At 33.7% G+C, this 18,327-nt stretch carries 13 protein-coding genes; 5 read left to right on the forward strand and 8 right to left on the reverse strand.

Annotated elements, in window-relative coordinates; translation table 11 throughout:
* Positions 1-140 precede the first annotated feature (140 nt).
* The 3 genes from FG167_RS04965 (at position 141) to pbpC (ending at position 8,646) form a co-directional block, all read left to right on the forward strand.
* Positions 141-5,711 carry an alpha-2-macroglobulin gene (locus tag FG167_RS04965; RefSeq protein ID WP_203460316.1) on the forward strand — a complete coding sequence of 1,857 codons (5,571 nt, stop codon included), beginning with the start codon at positions 141-143 and terminating at the stop codon, positions 5,709-5,711.
* Positions 5,712-5,945: 234 nt separating this feature from the next.
* Complete coding sequence (locus FG167_RS04970; protein ID WP_203460317.1) at positions 5,946-6,257, forward strand: antibiotic biosynthesis monooxygenase; 312 nt, start codon at positions 5,946-5,948, stop codon at positions 6,255-6,257.
* Positions 6,258-6,297: 40 nt separating this feature from the next.
* On the forward strand, positions 6,298-8,646 hold the full coding sequence (gene pbpC / locus FG167_RS04975) for a penicillin-binding protein 1C (RefSeq protein ID WP_370568406.1): 2,349 nt from the start codon (positions 6,298-6,300) through the stop codon (positions 8,644-8,646).
* Here pbpC and FG167_RS04980 read toward each other — a convergent pair whose 3' ends face one another.
* Genes FG167_RS04980 through FG167_RS04990 form a run of 3 tightly spaced genes read right to left on the reverse strand, consistent with a single transcriptional unit; the run spans position 8,647 to position 10,326 of the window.
* Positions 8,647-9,180, reverse strand: a complete 534-nt coding sequence (locus tag FG167_RS04980; protein ID WP_203460318.1) for a YciI family protein — start codon at positions 9,178-9,180, stop codon at positions 8,647-8,649.
* Between the two features lie 11 nt (positions 9,181-9,191).
* A complete protein-coding gene (locus FG167_RS04985; protein ID WP_203460319.1) occupies positions 9,192-9,677 on the reverse strand; it encodes a CYTH domain-containing protein in 486 nt (161 codons plus the stop codon).
* The gene (locus FG167_RS04990; RefSeq protein ID WP_203460320.1) at positions 9,664-10,326 is read right to left on the reverse strand and encodes a lysoplasmalogenase; all 663 of its coding nucleotides are present in this window, start codon (positions 10,324-10,326) and stop codon (positions 9,664-9,666) included. The genes FG167_RS04985 and FG167_RS04990 overlap by 14 nt, the downstream gene beginning before the upstream one ends.
* Before the next feature lie 36 nt (positions 10,327-10,362).
* Between FG167_RS04990 and dinB the strand changes: the two genes are divergently transcribed.
* Together dinB and FG167_RS05000 are read left to right on the forward strand one after the other, a co-directional pair.
* Positions 10,363-11,466 (forward strand): DNA polymerase IV, encoded by a 1,104-nt coding sequence (dinB, locus tag FG167_RS04995; RefSeq protein ID WP_203460321.1) that lies wholly within the window; start codon positions 10,363-10,365, stop codon positions 11,464-11,466.
* A 70-nt stretch (positions 11,467-11,536) separates the two neighbouring features.
* Entirely contained in the window at positions 11,537-13,231 is a 1,695-nt protein-coding gene (locus tag FG167_RS05000; RefSeq protein WP_203460322.1) for a hypothetical protein, read from the forward strand.
* Between the two features lie 120 nt (positions 13,232-13,351).
* Here FG167_RS05000 and FG167_RS05005 read toward each other — a convergent pair whose 3' ends face one another.
* The 5 genes from FG167_RS05005 to rnc form a co-directional block, all read right to left on the reverse strand.
* Entirely contained in the window at positions 13,352-14,359 is a 1,008-nt protein-coding gene (locus tag FG167_RS05005; protein ID WP_203460323.1) for a lipase family protein, read from the reverse strand.
* 407 nt (positions 14,360-14,766) lie between these two features.
* The gene (locus FG167_RS05010; protein ID WP_203460324.1) at positions 14,767-15,156 is read right to left on the reverse strand and encodes a hypothetical protein; all 390 of its coding nucleotides are present in this window, start codon (positions 15,154-15,156) and stop codon (positions 14,767-14,769) included.
* Positions 15,157-15,494: 338 nt separating this feature from the next.
* A complete protein-coding gene (pyk, locus tag FG167_RS05015; protein ID WP_203460325.1) occupies positions 15,495-16,937 on the reverse strand; it encodes a pyruvate kinase in 1,443 nt (480 codons plus the stop codon).
* Positions 16,938-16,981: 44 nt separating this feature from the next.
* Positions 16,982-17,458: an IPExxxVDY family protein gene (locus FG167_RS05020; RefSeq protein WP_239004446.1), complete on the reverse strand. Its 477-nt coding sequence runs from the start codon at positions 17,456-17,458 to the stop codon at positions 16,982-16,984.
* 118 nt (positions 17,459-17,576) lie between these two features.
* A complete protein-coding gene (gene rnc / locus FG167_RS05025; RefSeq protein WP_203460326.1) occupies positions 17,577-18,323 on the reverse strand; it encodes a ribonuclease III in 747 nt (248 codons plus the stop codon).
* Positions 18,324-18,327 lie beyond the last annotated feature (4 nt).

Here is an 18,327-nt window from a genome sequence, read left to right on the forward strand (position 1 = left end):
GTAATACCTGCTTCTTTTTTTAACTTTATGAAGAATTTAACAGCAACAAAAAATCTAAAGTGTTTAAGAAAAGAGTATCTATATTAATAGGAATTGTATTACAGATCTTTAACATCTATTCACTTTAAAAATCCATCACTATGCGCATCAAGAAACTTCTTGCTTTTGCCTTTATTCTGGCTTTAGCATTTTCATGTAAAAAACAAGTAGAAGAAACAGACAACATCTTCAAATTTAAAGATTATATAAGTTACACCTCTTCTGGTCGCATCTCTGTTGCAAATCCTATTGAAATTAATTTAGCAAATGACGTGGAAGGTTGGGAAATAAACCAAGAGATTACAGAAAACATCGTTTCTATTAAACCACATGTGGATGGAAAACTACTAGTAAACAACAAACATTCTTTGCGTTTTGTTCCAGATGAAATACTAGATGCAGACACAGAATATACCGTAGACGTTAAACTGGATAAGATTTTTAATAACATTCCTACAGATTTTAAAACCTATACTTTTCAGTTTAAAACCATTACACCAAACTTCAATATTGTTACCAATAATTTGCAATCGTATAGCAAAGAATGGCAATACTTAGAAGGTGTAATTCGCGCAGCAGATATTATTACGTTAGAAGAAGCTAAACAATTAGTGCAAGCTTCGCAAAGCGGAAAAAATTTAGCAATCGTTTGGAATGAATCCTATAAAAAAGAAAAACTTTTCGAATTTAAAATAGATAGCATCCATCGTTTGGTTGAAGACAGCCAAATACTTGTAAAATGGAACGGAAAAAGTATTCATGCAGAAAACGCTGGGGAAAATATGGTAAACATTCCTGGTAAAAACAACTTTACCATTACTAAAGTCGATGTTATACAAACTCCAGAACAATACGTATCTATCAATTTTTCAGACCCTTTAAAAAAGCAACAAAATTTTGATGGTTTAGTGACTATTCAGAATGTGAAAAACCCAAAATACATAGTAGATGGCAATGTATTAAAAGCGTACCCAAATACAAAAGTGGTTGGTAATGTGCAAGTAGATGTTTTTCAAGGAATAGCAAATACCGATGGTTATAAACTGAAGAAACCATTTTCAGAATTGATTGCTTTTGAAGATGAAAAACCACAAATTAGATTAATAAGTAATGGTGTAATTCTACCTAATTCCGAAGAACTAAAATTCAATTTTGAAGCGGTTAATTTAAAAGCGGTTGATGTTCGTATCATCAAAATTTTTGAAGATAATGTATTGCAGTTTTTACAAGATAACAACCTTAACAATACCAACAGAAATGATGTACGACGCGTAGGAAGAAGAATTGCAAAGCAAACCATCACCTTACAAGACGAATCACAAAACACAGGAAAGTGGAAAACCTATAGCATCGATTTATCTAAATATATGAAAGCCGATCCTGGAGCAATCTATCGTGTAGAATTAGAAATGAAAAAGGAATATGCTCTGTACAATTGTGATAGCAATTCTAACATTACAAACTCCGAAGATAACGACGATTATTATGAAGAGGAATACTACGAAGAAGACTATTATTACGAAGATTATAACGAAACAGCAACCGAAGACGAAGACCTTCGAGAAGAAGAATATTGGGACAATCTAACCTACAGCTACCAAAACAATTATTACAATTGGAACGACAGAAAAAACCCTTGTAAAGAAGCTTTTTATAACAACAAAACTGTTGCGCAAAATCTATTAGCATCTAACATTGGTGTGATTGCAAAAAAAGGCGCAAACAACAACTATTACTTTGCGGTTACTAATATTTTAGACACCAATCCAGAAGTTGGAGCAACGGTTGCTATCTATAATTTTCAGCAACAAGAAATTGCAAAAACCAAAACAGATACAGAAGGATTGGCCACAATTCTTGTCGAAAACCATGCTGCTTTCGCCATTGTTTCCAAAGGAAATAATACAAGCTACATCAAACTAAACGATGGTAATTCTTTATCCTTAAGCAAGTTTGATGTTTCTGGAAATCATATACAACGCGGACTTAAAGGATACATTTATGGGGAACGTGGTGTTTGGCGACCAGGAGATACTTTGCATTTGTCTTTTATGTTAAACGATGCAGGAAACAAACTACCAAAAGCGCATCCTGTAAAAATGGAAATCACTGACGCAAACGGCAAACTTGCGTATAGAAATGTTACCACAAATAACCTCAACAATTTATACACCTTTACAGTTCCTACTGCTACCGAAGACAAAACAGGAAACTGGAATGCGAAAGTTTCGGTTGGTGGTGCTACTTTTTATAAAGGCTTAAAAGTGGAAACGGTAAAACCAAATCGTTTGAAAATTAAAGTCGATTTTGAAGACGAAGTACTTTCTGGTGAAAATCCGTTAAACGGAAAATTAGATGTAAAATGGCTACATGGCGCTCCTGCAAAAAATGTTAGAACCGAAATTAAAGCGAAATTCAGCAATGCATATACCAGCTTTAAAAACTATTCTGACTATACATTTAGAGATCCATCGCGCTCTTTTTCTACGGAAGAAATCGTCATTTTTGATGGTAAAGTAAACGAAGAAGGTGTAGCCGATATCACTACCAAACTAAGTGTTGGAAGCAATGCACCAGGAATGTTAAACGCACAATTTTTAGTTCGTGCTTTCGAAAATGGAGGGGATTTTTCTATGGATGCTTTTACCAAACAATATGCTCCTTATAAGTCTTTTGTAGGTTTAAAATCACCAAAAGGAAAAGGTTACGGATCTTTTGTGACTAACGAAAATCAGACTTTTGATATTGTGGTTGTAGATGCCCAAGGAAACCCTATAAAAAGAAATGATTTAGAGGTAAAAGTATACAAGATAAACTGGCGTTGGTGGTGGAATTCTTCCTATGACAACCTATCTTCATACACTTCCAGCACCTATCATCAGGCCTACAAAAACATGAAGTTAAATACTGATGCTAACGGAAAAACTAGTTTCACCTTAAACATTCCGGAAAACGATAAAGGTCGTTTCCTTATCCGTGTATTTGATCCTAAAAGCGGACATGCAACAGGGCGAACCGCGTACTTTTATAAAAACTGGTATACACCTTCTGGAGATAAAGAAGCTGCAAAAATGTTAGCCTTTGCTTCCGATAAAGAAAATTATAATGTAGGAGAAACCGCAACTATTACTTTTCCTTCAGGTAGCGAAGGCCGCGCTTTAGTAAGTATTGAAAATGGCACAGAAGTATTGGAACATAAATGGGTGAAAACTACCAAAGGAGAAACTACGGTAACTATTCCTATTACCTCCAAAATGGCGCCTAATGTGTTTGTCAATATTTCGCTTTTACAACCACATGCTATTACTGCTAACGATTTACCAATTCGTTTGTATGGTGTAATTCCAATAATGGTGGAAGATCCTAACACCAAACTAGAACCCCAATTAAAAATGGCTAGTGTTTTACGTCCGGAACAAGAATTTGAAGTGTTTGTTTCCGAAAAAAACAACAAAGCAATGACCTACACTATTGCAATGGTAGAAGAAGGCTTGCTAGATTTAACACGATTTAAAACACCAAATGCGTGGAACGAATTTTACAAACGGGAAGCTTTAGGTGTCAAAACTTGGGATGTTTTTGACGATGTCATTGGTGCATATTCCGGAAGCGTAGATCAGATATTTGCTATTGGTGGAGATGGTGCTGCTGCAGATGGTAAAAACAAAAAAGCAAATCGCTTTAAACCTGTCGTAACTTTTTTAGGTCCTTTTCAATTAGATGCTGGCGGTAATAAAGCACATAAAATCAAAATGCCGAATTATATTGGTTCGGTAAGAACGATGGTTGTTGCAGGAGATATTAAAAACGAAGCTTACGGAAGTACAGATAAAACGGTTCAAGTAAAAAAACCGCTAATGGTATTAGCAACGCTTCCGCGGAAATTAAGTCCGGGCGAAAAAGTAACGCTTCCAGTTACTGTTTTTGCTATGGAACCAAATATTAAAAAGGTAAACATTAGCTTAAAATTAAGCGATGGAATCGAAGTTGTTGGTAGCAAAACACAAGCATTAACTTTTGCAAAACCAGACGAACAAATGGTTTATTTTGAACTAGATGTTAGTAAAGCAAAAGGTATAAATACGGTGGAAGTAATTGCCAGTGGCAATGGTGAAAAATCGACCTATAAAGTCGAATTAGATGTTGTAAACACCAACCCGATAACTTCTGTAGCTTTAGATAAAGACCTAGAAGCAAATGCTTCCGAAAATCTAGATTTCACAACCTTTGGTGTTACTGGAACCAATAGAGCAACGGTAGAGTTTTCTACCATGCCTCCAATGGATTTTTCTAGAAGATTGCAATACTTAGTACAGTATCCACATGGCTGCGTGGAACAAACAACATCTGGCGTTTTTCCGCAGTTATACTTGCAAGATATTTTCGATTTAACCTTTAAGAAAAAACAAGAAATCCAATCGAATATAGAAAACGGCATCAAACGTTTAGGACATTTTCAAAGACCAAATGGCGGAATGAGTTATTGGATGGGAGAAAATAATGCCAATGATTGGGGAACCAGTTACGCTGGTCATTTTATGATAGAAGCCGAAAAGAAAGGATTTGTGCTTCCGCTTACTTTTAAAAGCAATTGGATTGCCTACCAAAAACAAGCCGCTCGGGATTGGCGACCAAGCTATAAAACCTATAACTCTGATCTTGCACAAGCATACCGATTATACACATTGGCCTTAGCTGGAAGTGCCGATTTAGCAGCAATGAATAGACTTCGTGAGTTTACCGAAATTTCTAACGAAGCAAAATGGCGCTTGGCTGCTGCTTACGCATTAGCTGGACAAGGTGAAGCAAGTACACAAATTTCTAAAACAGCCAATATTGAATTCTTGCCTCCTAGATATAATTATTACACTTATGGTTCTGTCAATAGAAATCGAGCTATGGCATTAGAAACTATGGTAATAACCAAAGATCCACGTGCAAGAGATTTAGCGAAAACAATTGCTAAAGATTTGTCTAAAGATAAATGGATGAGTACACAAACCACAGCATATAGTTTACTTGCAATGGCAAAAATGGTAGAAGCTAATGGCGGAAAAGCAATCAAACTACAATATACGGTAAACGGAAAAACAGAAGAAATAGACACGAAAAGCGCTATTGCACAGCGAGATTTAATTGTTAAAGAAGGAAGTAATTCGCTTTCCTTTAAAAACAACCAAGGCAATCTAGTTTATGTTCGTGTGTTAAATTCTGGAAAACTGCCTTTAGGAAACGAAAAAACAGAGCAACGTGGATTAAGTGTTTCAGTAGTGTATAAAGATTTACAAGGAAACACCATAGACATTTCTAAGTTACAACAAGGTCAGGATTTTGTAGCAACCGTTAAAGTGAGTAATCTTAAAAATGAAAAGGTGAATGATGTGGCGCTAACGCAAATTTTTCCTTCCGGTTGGGAAATTGTAAACACACGTTTTACAGACTTTGGAAGCAGTACTACTAGCCAAGCTAGGTTTACAGATATTCGTGATGATCGTGTGAATTTCTATTTCGATTTAAATAAAAAAGGAAAATACGATACCAATACCTTTAATGTCATGCTGAATGCTTCTTATTTAGGAACTTACTATCTACCAGGAATACAAGCAGAAGCAATGTATGATAATGAGTTTTTAGTAAGGAATAAAGGGCGTTGGATTGAAGTTGTGAAGTAACCAATTCCTGCGCAGGCAGGAATCTCATAACAGAAAAGCACTGGTTTTTAATTTTAAAAAAAACATAGCAGATTAGCGCGTTAAGGATTGAACGGTTTGTTTGAGCTCCTCGAAGAGAGCGAGGAGTGAAAGCCTGACCTTTAGGTAACGCCAAAATAAATTAAATAATTTGTCACTTTTGCCTTTGTAGGTGTTTTCCACCAACAAAGGCAAAAAATTAAATAATTGTCATTTATGAATAATGAATCGAAACCGTATTACGCCTTAATTTTCACTTCCACACAAAATAAAAACATAGAAGGCTATGCGGAAATGGCTGAAAAAATGGAAACCCTAGCCAAACAACAAAAGGGTTTTATTGGTATAGAATCTGCTAGGGAAGATGTTGGTATTACCATAAGTTATTGGGAAACTCTAGAAGATATTAAAAACTGGAAACAACAAAGTGAGCATGTACAAGCACAACTAAAAGGTAGACAAGATTGGTATAGTTGGTATCATGTAAGAATTTGCAAAGTAGAGCGCGAGTATGAATTTAATAGTTAATCCTTTTATTAGGCGATAAACAACGTGGTAATCTTTTATATTGAAAATAATAACCTACATAAAAAAGCATAAAATAAAAACAGTAATTCTTGTTGTGCTTTTTCTTGCTTATTATTTCTGTTTACCGAAGCAACTTTTTAAAGACCCGACAGCAACAGTAATAACTAGTGCGAATAACGAATTACTTGGTGCACAAATAGCCAAAGATGGACAATGGCGATTTCCGCAGAATGATTCGGTGCCCGAAAAATTTAAAACCTGTATTATTCAGTTTGAAGACGAATATTTTTACAAGCATCCTGGTTTTAATCCTATTTCTATTTTTAAAGCACTGAAACAAAATATACAATCTGGAGAAGTAAAACGAGGAGGAAGTACGATTACGCAACAAGTTATTCGTCTTTCTAGAAAGGGACAATCCAGAACGTATTTCGAAAAAATAAAAGAAATGATTCTTGCCACGCGATTAGAATTCCGCGAAAGCAAAGATCAAATACTAGCCTTTTATAGTAGTTATGCTCCTTTTGGAGGAAATGTAGTTGGTATAGATGCTGCTTCATGGCGCTATTTTAATAGAAACGCAAACCAATTATCTTGGGCAGAAAGTGCCACTTTAGCGGTTTTACCAAATGCACCAAGTTTGATTTATCCTGGAAAAAATCAAGAACGATTGCTTGTAAAACGAAACCGTTTACTTCAAAAACTATTAGAAAAAGAGATTATAGATTCGCTAACCTACAGTTTATCTATTGCCGAAGGTTTACCACAAAAACCATATCCTTTACCACAAATGGCTCCACATTTATTGCAAAAAGTAGCGAAAACAAATTATGGGAAACGAGTACAAACTACTATTAATTCCAGATTACAAAAACAAACAAATACTATTGTAAAAAATCATTACAACTTGTTGAAGCAAAATGAAATTTACAACATGTCAGTTTTAGTTTTAGATGTAAAAACCCGAAAAGTTTTAGCTTATGTTGGTAACGCGCCAACGGATAGAGCGCATCAAAAAGATGTTGATATTATAGACAAACCGAGAAGCACAGGAAGCATTTTAAAGCCGTTTTTATATGCGGCGATGTTAGATTCTGGCGACTTGTTACCAAACACATTAATTGCAGATGTGCCAACGAAATACGGAAGCTATTCACCTGTGAATTTCAACAAAGAATACGATGGTGCAGTTCCTGCGAGTCGTGCTTTATCGCGTTCTTTAAACGTTCCTGCGGTTCGGATGCTTCAGGAGTTTGGTTTAGATAGATTTCATCATTATTTAAAAGAATTAAAACTGAAAGATTTAAAATACAACGCCAATCATTACGGATTAACCTTGGTTCTTGGTGGAGCAGAAAGTAATCTTTGGGATTTATGTAAAAGCTACGCATCGTTATCCTCTACCGTAAATCATTACAGCGAAAATTCGAGTCAATATTTTACCAACGAATTTTGTGAACCTACTTTTTTAGCTTCGGAAGAGATAGATTTCGGAAAGAAAACTTCAGATAAAACCTTATTTGATGCCGCTTCGATTTACTTAACATACGAAAGTTTAAAAGAAGTAAACCGACCAGAAAGTGATGAAAGTTGGGAGTTTTTTGACGGATCAAAACAAATTGCATGGAAAACAGGAACCAGTTTTGGTTTTCGAGATGCTTGGGCAATTGGAACCACCAAAGATTACGTGGTTGGCGTTTGGGTTGGAAATGCAGATGGCGAAGGAAGACCAGGTTTGGTTGGTGTGCAAACTGCTGCTCCCATTTTATTTGATGTTTTTGATGCATTGCCAAATAGCGATTGGTTTGCTAAACCTTTTGATGAAATGCAAGAGGTTTCCATTTGTGAAAAAAGTGGCTATAGAGCAACGGAAAACTGTGAGGAAACCCAAAACAAATTTATACAACTTAGCGGCTTAAAAACGAAACCTTGTCCGTATCACAAATTAGTACATTTAGATACCAACGAACAATATCAAGTAAATTCTTCGTGTGAGGCTATTAGTAATATTACCAATAAATCCTGGTTTGTGCTTCCGCCATTAATGGAATTCTATTACAAAACCAAAAATCCTTTTTATAAACGGTTACCAAGATTTAGAAGCGATTGTTTGGGGGAGAATACTATTTCTATGCAGTTTATTTATCCGAAAGAAAATACCACTGTTTTTTTACCAAAAGACTTTGATGGGAATACGAATGAACTCGTTTTAAAAATTGCACATTCTAAACCAGAAACTACTTTGTTTTGGTATGTAGATGCTGTTTTTGTTGGTACCACAAAAGATATTCATGATATGGCTATTTTACCTAAAGTAGGAAAACATGTTATTACTGTAGTAGATACTTTTGGTAATGAAACAAAGCGCAAGATTACTATTTCTAAATAACTAGCGCAAAGATTGTCCTTTTGCACACCACCAAGGATGCATTTCTATTTTTAAACGACCGGCTTGCACCATAGGATCTAGATTAGCCAAGCTATCGGCCATTTTTTTTGTTGGTACATTATACACTGTAATACCTCGAATATCGCCATCGTCTCCAAAAGGACCTATTAAATCGGCAAAGCCTTCGTCATACATTCTACTTAAATGCTCTAAATGCTCTTCTTGTAATCCTTTATCTACTTCTTCGTTCTGACTTCTAATTGGTCCTTTCTTTAAAAATGCCATGAAGTACTTTTGCATGATTACAGTATCTTGTGTTTTTTCATCTATGTAATCAAAAGTTTCAAATCCTTTCGCTTTTAATTCCGCTTTAAGCGCAGCAACAGATTGTTTTACTTCTAAAACGGCTTCTATTACTTCTTCAACGACCTCTGTATTTGGAACCGTTGAAATTTCGTCAATAACCGTTTTACTTTCGTCCTTACAAGCAACAACAGTTACTAAAGCAAAAATTAAAATTATAAATTGTTTCATAGGATGCTGTTTTATTTTTTCCAAGTAGTAAATGGTTTGCTACTTAGTTGTGAGTTGTAATATTTTATATTTCCTGTAACTTCTTCACCAAGCCAATCTGGTTTTGTGAAAGCTTCGTCTTCTGCTTGCAATTCTACTTCTGCTACAATTAAACCTTCGTTTTCACCGAAAAATTCATCTACTTCAAAAATATGATTTTCTACTTTAATTTCATATCGTATTTTATCAATAATTCCTTTTTTACAAAGTTTCAAAAGATCTTCTGCTTCCAATTTAGATATTTCTTTTTCCCATTCAAAACGGGATAATCCGTTTTTTGAAGACGCTCCTTTTATGGTTAAAAAACCTTGTTCTCCTTTTAGTCTTACGCGAACGGTTCTTTTTTTATTGGTACTTAAAAACCCTTGAACAATTTTCGTGTTTTTAAAAGCTTCCGTTTTAAACGCAGAAGATTTCACTAAAAATTTACGTTCTATTTCTAAATTAGATTGCTGCACTTGTTTTCTTATTAATATAAATTGTAGAAAGCGAAATTAAGGTAATTGCTGTCCAATAGGTACTAGAAACCAAAAATTGTGCGATAGTAAAATCACCAATAAATTTTCTATAGGATAAAACAGAGTCGGAAACCAGAAACAAAGATGCACCAATGGCGATGAGCAAAAAGCCATATTCTTTTTTCCAGACATATACATTTATTGCTTGCCAAGCCATGAGTACAATACACGTTACATATAGAATTACAGGAATTAGTAAATCACCTAAATGGTCTTTTAATTTAAAAAATATAAGGCCAGCGACAAGCACTAATGGCATTAGGGTTTTTACATTCCACGAAAATCCGCGAATGCTAGCAAATGCATATATAAAAAACACGTGACCAATTAAAAACGATGCCAAACCAAAAATAAAATATGCATCAAACATTAAAAAAATATCTCCAATTAAGCAAAATACCAAACCAATAAGTATGATATTTTTATATCGCTTTAAACCATTTTTAGCATACAACACAGGCAATAAGATAACTAGTATGGTAGACAATGGTTTAAAAATATAATGCATGGTGTTACTATCTATATAAGACGAAATGATCGTGCAGATTACAGAAATTACGATTAAAATGATAAGAATACTTTTATTCATGAATTGTTTCATTCTATTATTTTCTAAATTTACATCATGTCAAGCGATTTACCAATACGAAAAATTATTCATGTTGATATGGATGCATTTTATGCTTCTGTAGAGCAGATGGATAATCCGGAATTACGCGGAAAACCTGTTGCTGTTGGTGGTGGTGGAACGCGTGGTGTGGTAAGTGCCGCTAGTTATGAAGCTCGAAAATTTGGCGTACGAAGTGCTATTAGTGGCGCACAAGCAAGACGAAATTGTCCGCAACTAATTTTTGTAAAACCTCGTTTTGATAGATATACCGAAATATCAAAACAAGTAAAAAAGATTTTTTTCGATTATACCGATTTGGTAGAACCGCTTTCTTTAGACGAAGCCTATTTAGATGTCACTGAAAACAAAAAAGGGAATCCGAGTGCATCCTTACTAGCAAAAGAAATAAGAGACCGTATTTTTAATGAGGTTGGTTTAACGGCTTCGGCAGGAATTAGCATTAATAAATTTATTGCTAAAGTTGCTAGTGATTATAATAAACCTAACGGACAAAAAACGGTGAATCCTGAAGAGGTTTTAGAATTTTTAGAGGTTTTAGACATTCGGAAATTTTATGGTGTTGGTAAAGTTACTGCGGAAAAAATGTACCAAAAAGGCATCTTTACAGGAAAAGATTTAAAATCGAAAACACTAGAATTTTTAGATGAAAATTTCGGGAAATCTGGACGCTACTATTATTATATCGTAAGAGGAATACACAATAGTGAAGTAAAACCGAATAGAATTAGAAAATCACTTGCTGCAGAACGTACTTTTAACGAAAACCTTTCTTCCGAAGTTTTTATGTTAGAAAAACTAGAACATATTGCCGAAGAAGTCTCCAGACGTTTAAACAAAAGTAAAGTTGCAGGAAAAACAATAACGTTAAAAATTAAATACAGTGATTTTACTTTACAAACTAGAAGTAAAACCCTGCCGTATTTTATAAGTGATGCCAGCATTATTTTAGAAACTGCAAAAGATTTATTGTATCAAGAAAAAATGAGTAATTCGGTGCGATTGCTTGGTATTTCTCTATCTAACTTAAATACCGAGAAATCGAAAAAGATGGTGGTAAAAGAAAAAGAAGTTAGTGTGCAATTACAGTTTGGGTTTTAAGCATTTGTCTTTCCAATAAAAATAATCGAACTTCGTTTACATCATACATTCGTAAGTTACGTTTAAAAATATGCTATACATCCAATTTAAAATACAAAACCCTTCAAAGTTTGAAGATTTTAAAAATCTATATAACCATATGGTTCAAGTACGCCAACCTGGTTTTAAGTTTGATGATGAAGGACCTAATTTTGATTGGGATAATATGCCCGAAGAGGAAGTAGAAGCTGCATTAGAAGAGTTAAACACTTTTTTAGATGAACAAGTAGAACCAGAAAAATATAGATACAAAGAACTGATTCCTGCTTATGCAAAGGAGTTTTTAGAAAACTATGTCAAAAATGAGAATGAAAAATCAGGTTATTTTGGCGAACCAGATGCACTTTCCATCTTTAATTATTTAGAATTTGGTTTCGAGGTAGATATGGATCATCTGAAAAAGATAAACGAGCATTCTGGCATTGTTGAGTTTTCTACTGGAAATTATCCCTTTGGTGGTTTAGAGCGTTTTATAATGACTTTGGCAGCTTATGAATTAAAACCCGTTGCTTGCTTTGACGGCTTCAACCCATGTAAAATTCATTGGACATCTACCTTTGCATATGACTCTATTGTTTCGACTAAAAAGAATCCGTTTTCTAAGATTACAAAATGGATTAGCAATAGTTTCTTTAAAAAATCTCTTTTTTTAGTGCTATTTCTAATATGTAATATTCTTTCCGCGCAAATAGATACATCCACATGTGTAGTAAATAATAAAATTATTAAAACGAATACTAAAGATGTACTCGTTTTAGAAAAACCAGAATTTCCAACGCCAGAAGATGCGCTGCTCTTTTTTTTATCGGAAGACAAAATACTTCATCCAAGTAACTACAAAGGAGATATAATTCATCTAGAAAAAATATATACAGAGTATGCAAAAACAGGAAAAGTAATTTATGCAGACACTATAATTACAAAGGATACAAAAAGCTTTAAACACTTTAAAGAATTAAGCGCAGCGCCTATTTTAGACCGGTTAGACATAGATAATGTCACTAAAATAGATAAGAATACGTTTCAATTACAAAGTACAGATTCCCTTTATCATCTAAATGTAATATACACGCTTAAAAATAATAAAATTATTGCGGTAACCGAAGACACATCCGTTTATGTAAACGATGTGAAATATGCGTACAACCAGCAGCATCAATTAGTAAAAAAGACCTATTTCAATGAGTATGGAAGTGGCGTAATTGATGAAGCGATATATAATAATAACGGACAAATTATAAGTCAGTCTCATTTTGATAATACGGATGGTTTAGCGGTTACCATAAAAACATACACCTACAATACGAACCAATTATTGACGCACTTGCAAATGACAAATGCTTTATATTTTGTCCCTTTTGAAAATGAAGAAGAAAATATAGAAATAAACAAAGTCGAATATCTAAAATATAAACGACCAGACACCTATGTAAAAACACAGACCATCCATTTTGACTATAATGAACGCTGTCAGCTCGTTAAAGTTTTAGAAGAAAGAAAAGCGTTTACTGAAGAAAACGGAATTCAAAACCAATCGAAGCGTCTTTATGTACTAAGCCAAACTCCTAATCAATTAACTGTAACTGCTAGTTTACCAGAAAAAAGAAGCTATGCCTATACATTTGATGCTTTAGAAAATCCAATAGAAATAAACTCGTTTGTTGTTCACGCGGATACCACCTGGCTACATAAAAAAACGACCTTTAAAATTTTATATAATTGGTAAGTATAGAGTTAAAGAAGTCTCCAGACGATTCAACAAAAGTAATGTTACAGGAAAAACAGTATCACTAAAAATTAAATAGTGTAAAAGGAAAGACATATAATTCAAATAAAAAATACTGTCTTAAGGAATGTAATGATTTTTCACCATTTGGTATTGAACTGCCTCCGTCATATCTTTTACGTTAAAGTGTCCATAAGGTATTGAACTGTATTTCTTTTCTCCATCTTGCCCAGGAATTCTAGAAGTATACTGTCCGTAAACCAGGTTTCCATAACCAATAATCTCATCTACAGATGACCAAATAGAATATATATAATCTCCTTCATAATTTGTAGTACTATTTATATCTACCAAATAGTCTGAAACGCCGTAAGGACCAAAACCCCACCATAAATAACCTGGATACAATCCATTTTCATTATCACAAGTTAATGTTCCACCATTTACCTGATAACAAGAAACCAAACCTTGATTGGCTCCTGCAATACCAACAAAGGTATCAACCGAAGAAGTTAAGGCATTTCCTAAATTGTAATTTCCAATTGCAGCATCATAACCACCTCCTCCTTTAACGGCTTTTCGCCCTAAAGTGACCCCCATGGAATGCCCTATAATATCCACTTTTGAAGCTCCTGTATATGCTTTTACTGCTTGAATAAATGCTCTTATTTGAGAAAGATATGCATAGGAATGGTATTGCGAACCTGCTTGATACACATCTGCAGGACCCCAAGTAAAACCGTATAATTCTGCATTAGAATACCCTTGCGACACAAAATAATCTCGAGAATCTGTCCAGCCTGATTGACCAAAAACATCTCCAAGAGCTTTGTCTGAATTTCCATGAATAAATATAACGGGTTGGTTAATAATTTGATCTGTCATATTAATTTTACCTCCAAAACTACCGCCTTCTAAATCATTTCTTAAAAAGTCATAACTACCATAGCCATTGGATTGCAACCAGGATTGAAAATCACTTGTAATACCATCTTCTACAGTTACGCTACTTTTAAATTGTGCTGTTGCTGACTGATTTTGACTACTAAATTCCCCATCATCCTTTTCACATCCAAGGAATACTATTAATATTAGTAACAAATTGATAATGCAGATACCCTTTTTCATGACTTTTAGTTAATTGATTCTACGTAATTTAACTTTAAAAAGAGATAAAGACAGCGCTTAATAAAAATACAGCCCCTAGACTATTGTAAAAAATAAACATTCCAAAAAAAGATAACCATCTAACAAACAGTGTTTTAAGTATTTTTTTGCAATTTTATATTTAGGGATGACTATGGTTTACTTACTTGTTAATGAGAACGCTAAAACGCAATAATAACTTGTTTTTCAAGTATTTACAACGTGAGCTATATTACTATTACATAACGAATTTTAAATAAAATAAAAATAACTCTCATAAAAAAAACCAGCTACATTACTGTAACCGGTTTTCATTTATATTGTGTTTGATTTTGTTTTAATGATTACTCATGTATTAAATTTAAAACAAAATGCAAATACTTCGTCGTTTAAACATCTTCCTTAGCTTCTATAACATCATGAAATGTTGGTGGGTTCTCGGTAATACTAGCGGCTCCTTTTTTATTAATTTTAAAAATCACGTCCTTGGTTGTGGTAAATAAAATAATAGAGACAAAAGGCTTTGGTAAATATTGTTTTAAAAACACAAAAGCTTCTTCTAGTGTAAGTTCTTGTTCTTCATCTTCTACTTCTCTAGGTCTATAGCGTAATTTCACTAAGACTTTAAAATCGTCTTCGGAATAGATTGGTCTTACAAAAATGTTTTTCAATTCGAGTTTACCAATGGTTTTAGCCATGGTTAATTTAGCAAAGCGACCTTCTTGAACACTTTCTTTTACTTGTTCCCAGAAAAGAACTAAAACATCTTGGTATGGCATAAAACTATGGATTACGGATAAACAATTTGAGTCTACAAAAGTACCATTTATAATTCAATTATTACCTTGTTTGTTCTCTGTGGATAATGAAGAAATAAAAAACCAGCTACATTACTGTAACTGGTTTTAATTTATAAACTATTCTTAGTCTCGCGTTAGCGATTGTAACGGCATCCTTTTGCTTTTTCGGCAAAAGATATAGTAGAAAGCGCGGTACTACGAAGCTTTTTAGCGAAGTAGTAAACGCTATAAAAATTAACTTTATTACTTATTGTCCTTTCGAGTGTAACGAATCCTATTAAAGATTCCTCCTTTACAGTCGGAATGACAAAAAGAATCTAGAAACTACAACTTGTAATTTCGGTTACACGCAAGGTGTTTACCATTCCTTTTTCTTGTATTGGCATTGCCGCTAAACTGATTAGCATGTCACCAACTTCTAAATACCCTTTTTTACAAGCAATAGCATTTACGTCTTCTATGGTTTCGTCTGTGCTTACAAACTTATCGTAATAAAACGTCTTAACCCCCCAAAGTAAATTTAACTGCGCTAATATACGTTTGTTAGAGGTAAATACTAAAATGTGTGCTGATGGACGCCAAGCTGAAATTTGAAATGCAGTATACCCACTATTGGTAAGTGTTGAAATACCTTTTGCATTAATTTCGTTTGCCATATTCGCTGCGTGATAACAGATCGATTTGGTGATATATCTTTTTGTGCGAATATGTGGTGGCATTTGTGGTACTTGAATAAGCGGGGAATCTTCTACGCTTTTAATAATGTTAGACATTTGCGTGATTACTTGCACAGGATATTGCCCGACAGAAGTTTCACCTGAAAGCATTACTGCATCTGCGCCATCCATTACAGAGTTTGCAACATCATTCACTTCTGCTCTTGTTGGTGTAAGACTAGAAATCATAGTTTCCATCATTTGCGTTGCAATGATTACTGGAATTCTAGCTTTTTTAGCACGTAATACTAATTGTTTTTGAATAAGTGGTACTTGTTCTGCAGGCACTTCCACTCCTAAATCCCCACGAGCAACCATCAATCCGTCACAATAAGCAACAATTTTATCTATGTTTTCTACAGCTTCTGGTTTTTCAATTTTAGCTATAATTGGAATTTTATGATCGCTGTGCTTTTTAATTAATTCTTCTAATTGCATTAAATCTTCTGCATGACGTACAAAGGATAAAGCCATCCAGTCTACTTTTTGCTCAATGGCAAAAATAGCATCTTCAATATCTTTTTCTGTTAAAGCTGGTTGTGAGATATTGGTGTTTGGTAGATTTACTCCTTTTTTAGATTTAAGGGGGCCACCTTGTATTACTCTTGCTTTAACTTCGGTTTTTTTGTCTGTAGAAACGACTTCAAAAATAAGTTTACCATCATCTAAAAGAATACGTTCTCCTGGTTTTGCGTCTTGAGGAAAACGGTCATAAGTCATGTAAACACGCTCTTTTGTCCCTTCAAAACGTTCTCCGGTGGCAAAGATAATTTCGTCTCCTTCTTTTACAATGACATCTCCTTTCATAACTCCTACACGAAGTTTTGGTCCTTGTAAATCTCCTAAAATAGCCGCATTATAACCAAATTCATCATTAAGTTCACGTATCATTTGAATGCGTTCTTTTACGTCTGCATAATCTGCATGCGAAAAATTAATTCTAAACACATCTACTCCTTCTTCTAGCATTCTTTTTAAAACCTTTTTGGTACTTGTTGCTGGTCCTAAGGTTGCTACTATTTTGGTTTTTTTTCTTTTTATCATATTCGTTTTCCTTGAATCCCGATAGATATCGAGAGATAATATTTTTAATTAAATATTAATTGGTCTGTAGTTTTTAATTTGTTTGCATCAATACCAAAAGCAGTTACTACTTGAGGTATTTCTAAAATTTTATTTAAGGCTTGCTTTTCTAAATGCTGATTAGGATCATCACTTATTTTTAATATAAAATTCACCTTTTTATATTCGGGAATTAAATAGTTTGTTTTTGTAAATTTCTCTTCGTTTACAAATAACGAAGTAACATCTACTGCATCATTAACTTCTATTTTGCTAATGTTAGATATCAGATTCCAAACGGTTAATTGTTTTTCGTCTTCCCATTCAAAAATAGAATAACATGAAGTATCTTTATATTCTATATCTACGGATTTTCTTTTAAGGTTTAGTCCTAGATGTTTGTTTAATAAATAGGCTAGTCTGTAGTCTTCAATAGAGCAATGTATGCCAATTAAAGCATAGTCTATGTCTTCTATAAAATCTTCAAGAATTAGTTTTCGCAAAATGTTAATTCCTTTTAATTATTGTAAATATAGTATTTAAAACGAAGAATTGTGTTAAGCTAAAGGTAATATTAACAGTTGTTTTTAACGAAAACGTTATAGTTGGTAGATAATAATTTTAAACTGTAGCTCCTCTTGGGATTTGCTTTTGCAACGCAAAAAACGCTCTTTTTGAGGCTTTTTCTTCGGCCTTCTTTTTAGAAGTAGCTCGTGCTTTAGAAATCACTTTTTTATCTATAGAAAGTTTCACAGAAAAATGTCTTATATCATCATTTCCTGTGTCTTCATAGACATCATAATTAAAATTTTTCTTCTCTTTTTGGCACCATTCAATAAGCAAACTTTTATAACTTATTACTTTGCCTTCTAGCGTTTCTATATCTACATGTGGAGTAATTACTCGTTTGTAAATAAATTTCTCGCAGTACTTATAGCCTCGATCTAGGAAAATAGCACCTACTAAAGCTTCGAATAAATTGCCATGAATATTATCACCAAATTGACCTTTAGGTATTTTACTTTCTACTAATTTTATTAGTTTAAGATCTCTTCCTAATTCGTTTAAATGCTCTCTACTTACAATTTTAGAACGCATTTTGGTAAGGTACCCTTCATCTCCACTTGGAACTTCTATATATAAATGATGTGCCACTACAGCACTAAGCATTGCGTCTCCTAAAAATTCTAATCGTTCATAATTAATAGCATGTCCTTTGCTATTTCTTATGTTCATAGAACGATGTGTAAAAGCAGTTTGGTAAAATTTTATTTCCTTAGGTTTAAAGCTTAAAATTTTTGCGATAGACGTAAAAAAATCCCCGTTATCTTTAGAACGAGAATTAAATATGTTACGAATGTAGCTCATTCAA

Origin of the sequence: Lacinutrix sp. WUR7 (assembly GCF_016864015.1) — a bacterium.
Classification (GTDB): Bacteria; Bacteroidota; Bacteroidia; order Flavobacteriales; family Flavobacteriaceae; genus Oceanihabitans.

Coding starts and splice junctions, on each gene's coding strand:
- rnc (WP_203460326.1), bottom strand. CDS start 18,323: ATGAGCTACATTCGTAACATATTTAATTCTCGTTCTAAAGATAACGGG.
- dinB (WP_203460321.1), top strand. CDS start 10,363: ATGTCAAGCGATTTACCAATACGAAAAATTATTCATGTTGATATGGAT.
- FG167_RS04990 (WP_203460320.1), bottom strand. CDS start 10,326: ATGAATAAAAGTATTCTTATCATTTTAATCGTAATTTCTGTAATCTGC.
- FG167_RS04980 (WP_203460318.1), bottom strand. CDS start 9,180: ATGAAACAATTTATAATTTTAATTTTTGCTTTAGTAACTGTTGTTGCT.
- pyk (WP_203460325.1), bottom strand. CDS start 16,937: ATGATAAAAAGAAAAAAAACCAAAATAGTAGCAACCTTAGGACCAGCA.
- FG167_RS04970 (WP_203460317.1), top strand. CDS start 5,946: ATGAATAATGAATCGAAACCGTATTACGCCTTAATTTTCACTTCCACA.
- FG167_RS04965 (WP_203460316.1), top strand. CDS start 141: ATGCGCATCAAGAAACTTCTTGCTTTTGCCTTTATTCTGGCTTTAGCA.
- FG167_RS05005 (WP_203460323.1), bottom strand. CDS start 14,359: ATGAAAAAGGGTATCTGCATTATCAATTTGTTACTAATATTAATAGTA.
- FG167_RS05010 (WP_203460324.1), bottom strand. CDS start 15,156: ATGCCATACCAAGATGTTTTAGTTCTTTTCTGGGAACAAGTAAAAGAA.
- FG167_RS05000 (WP_203460322.1), top strand. CDS start 11,537: ATGCTATACATCCAATTTAAAATACAAAACCCTTCAAAGTTTGAAGAT.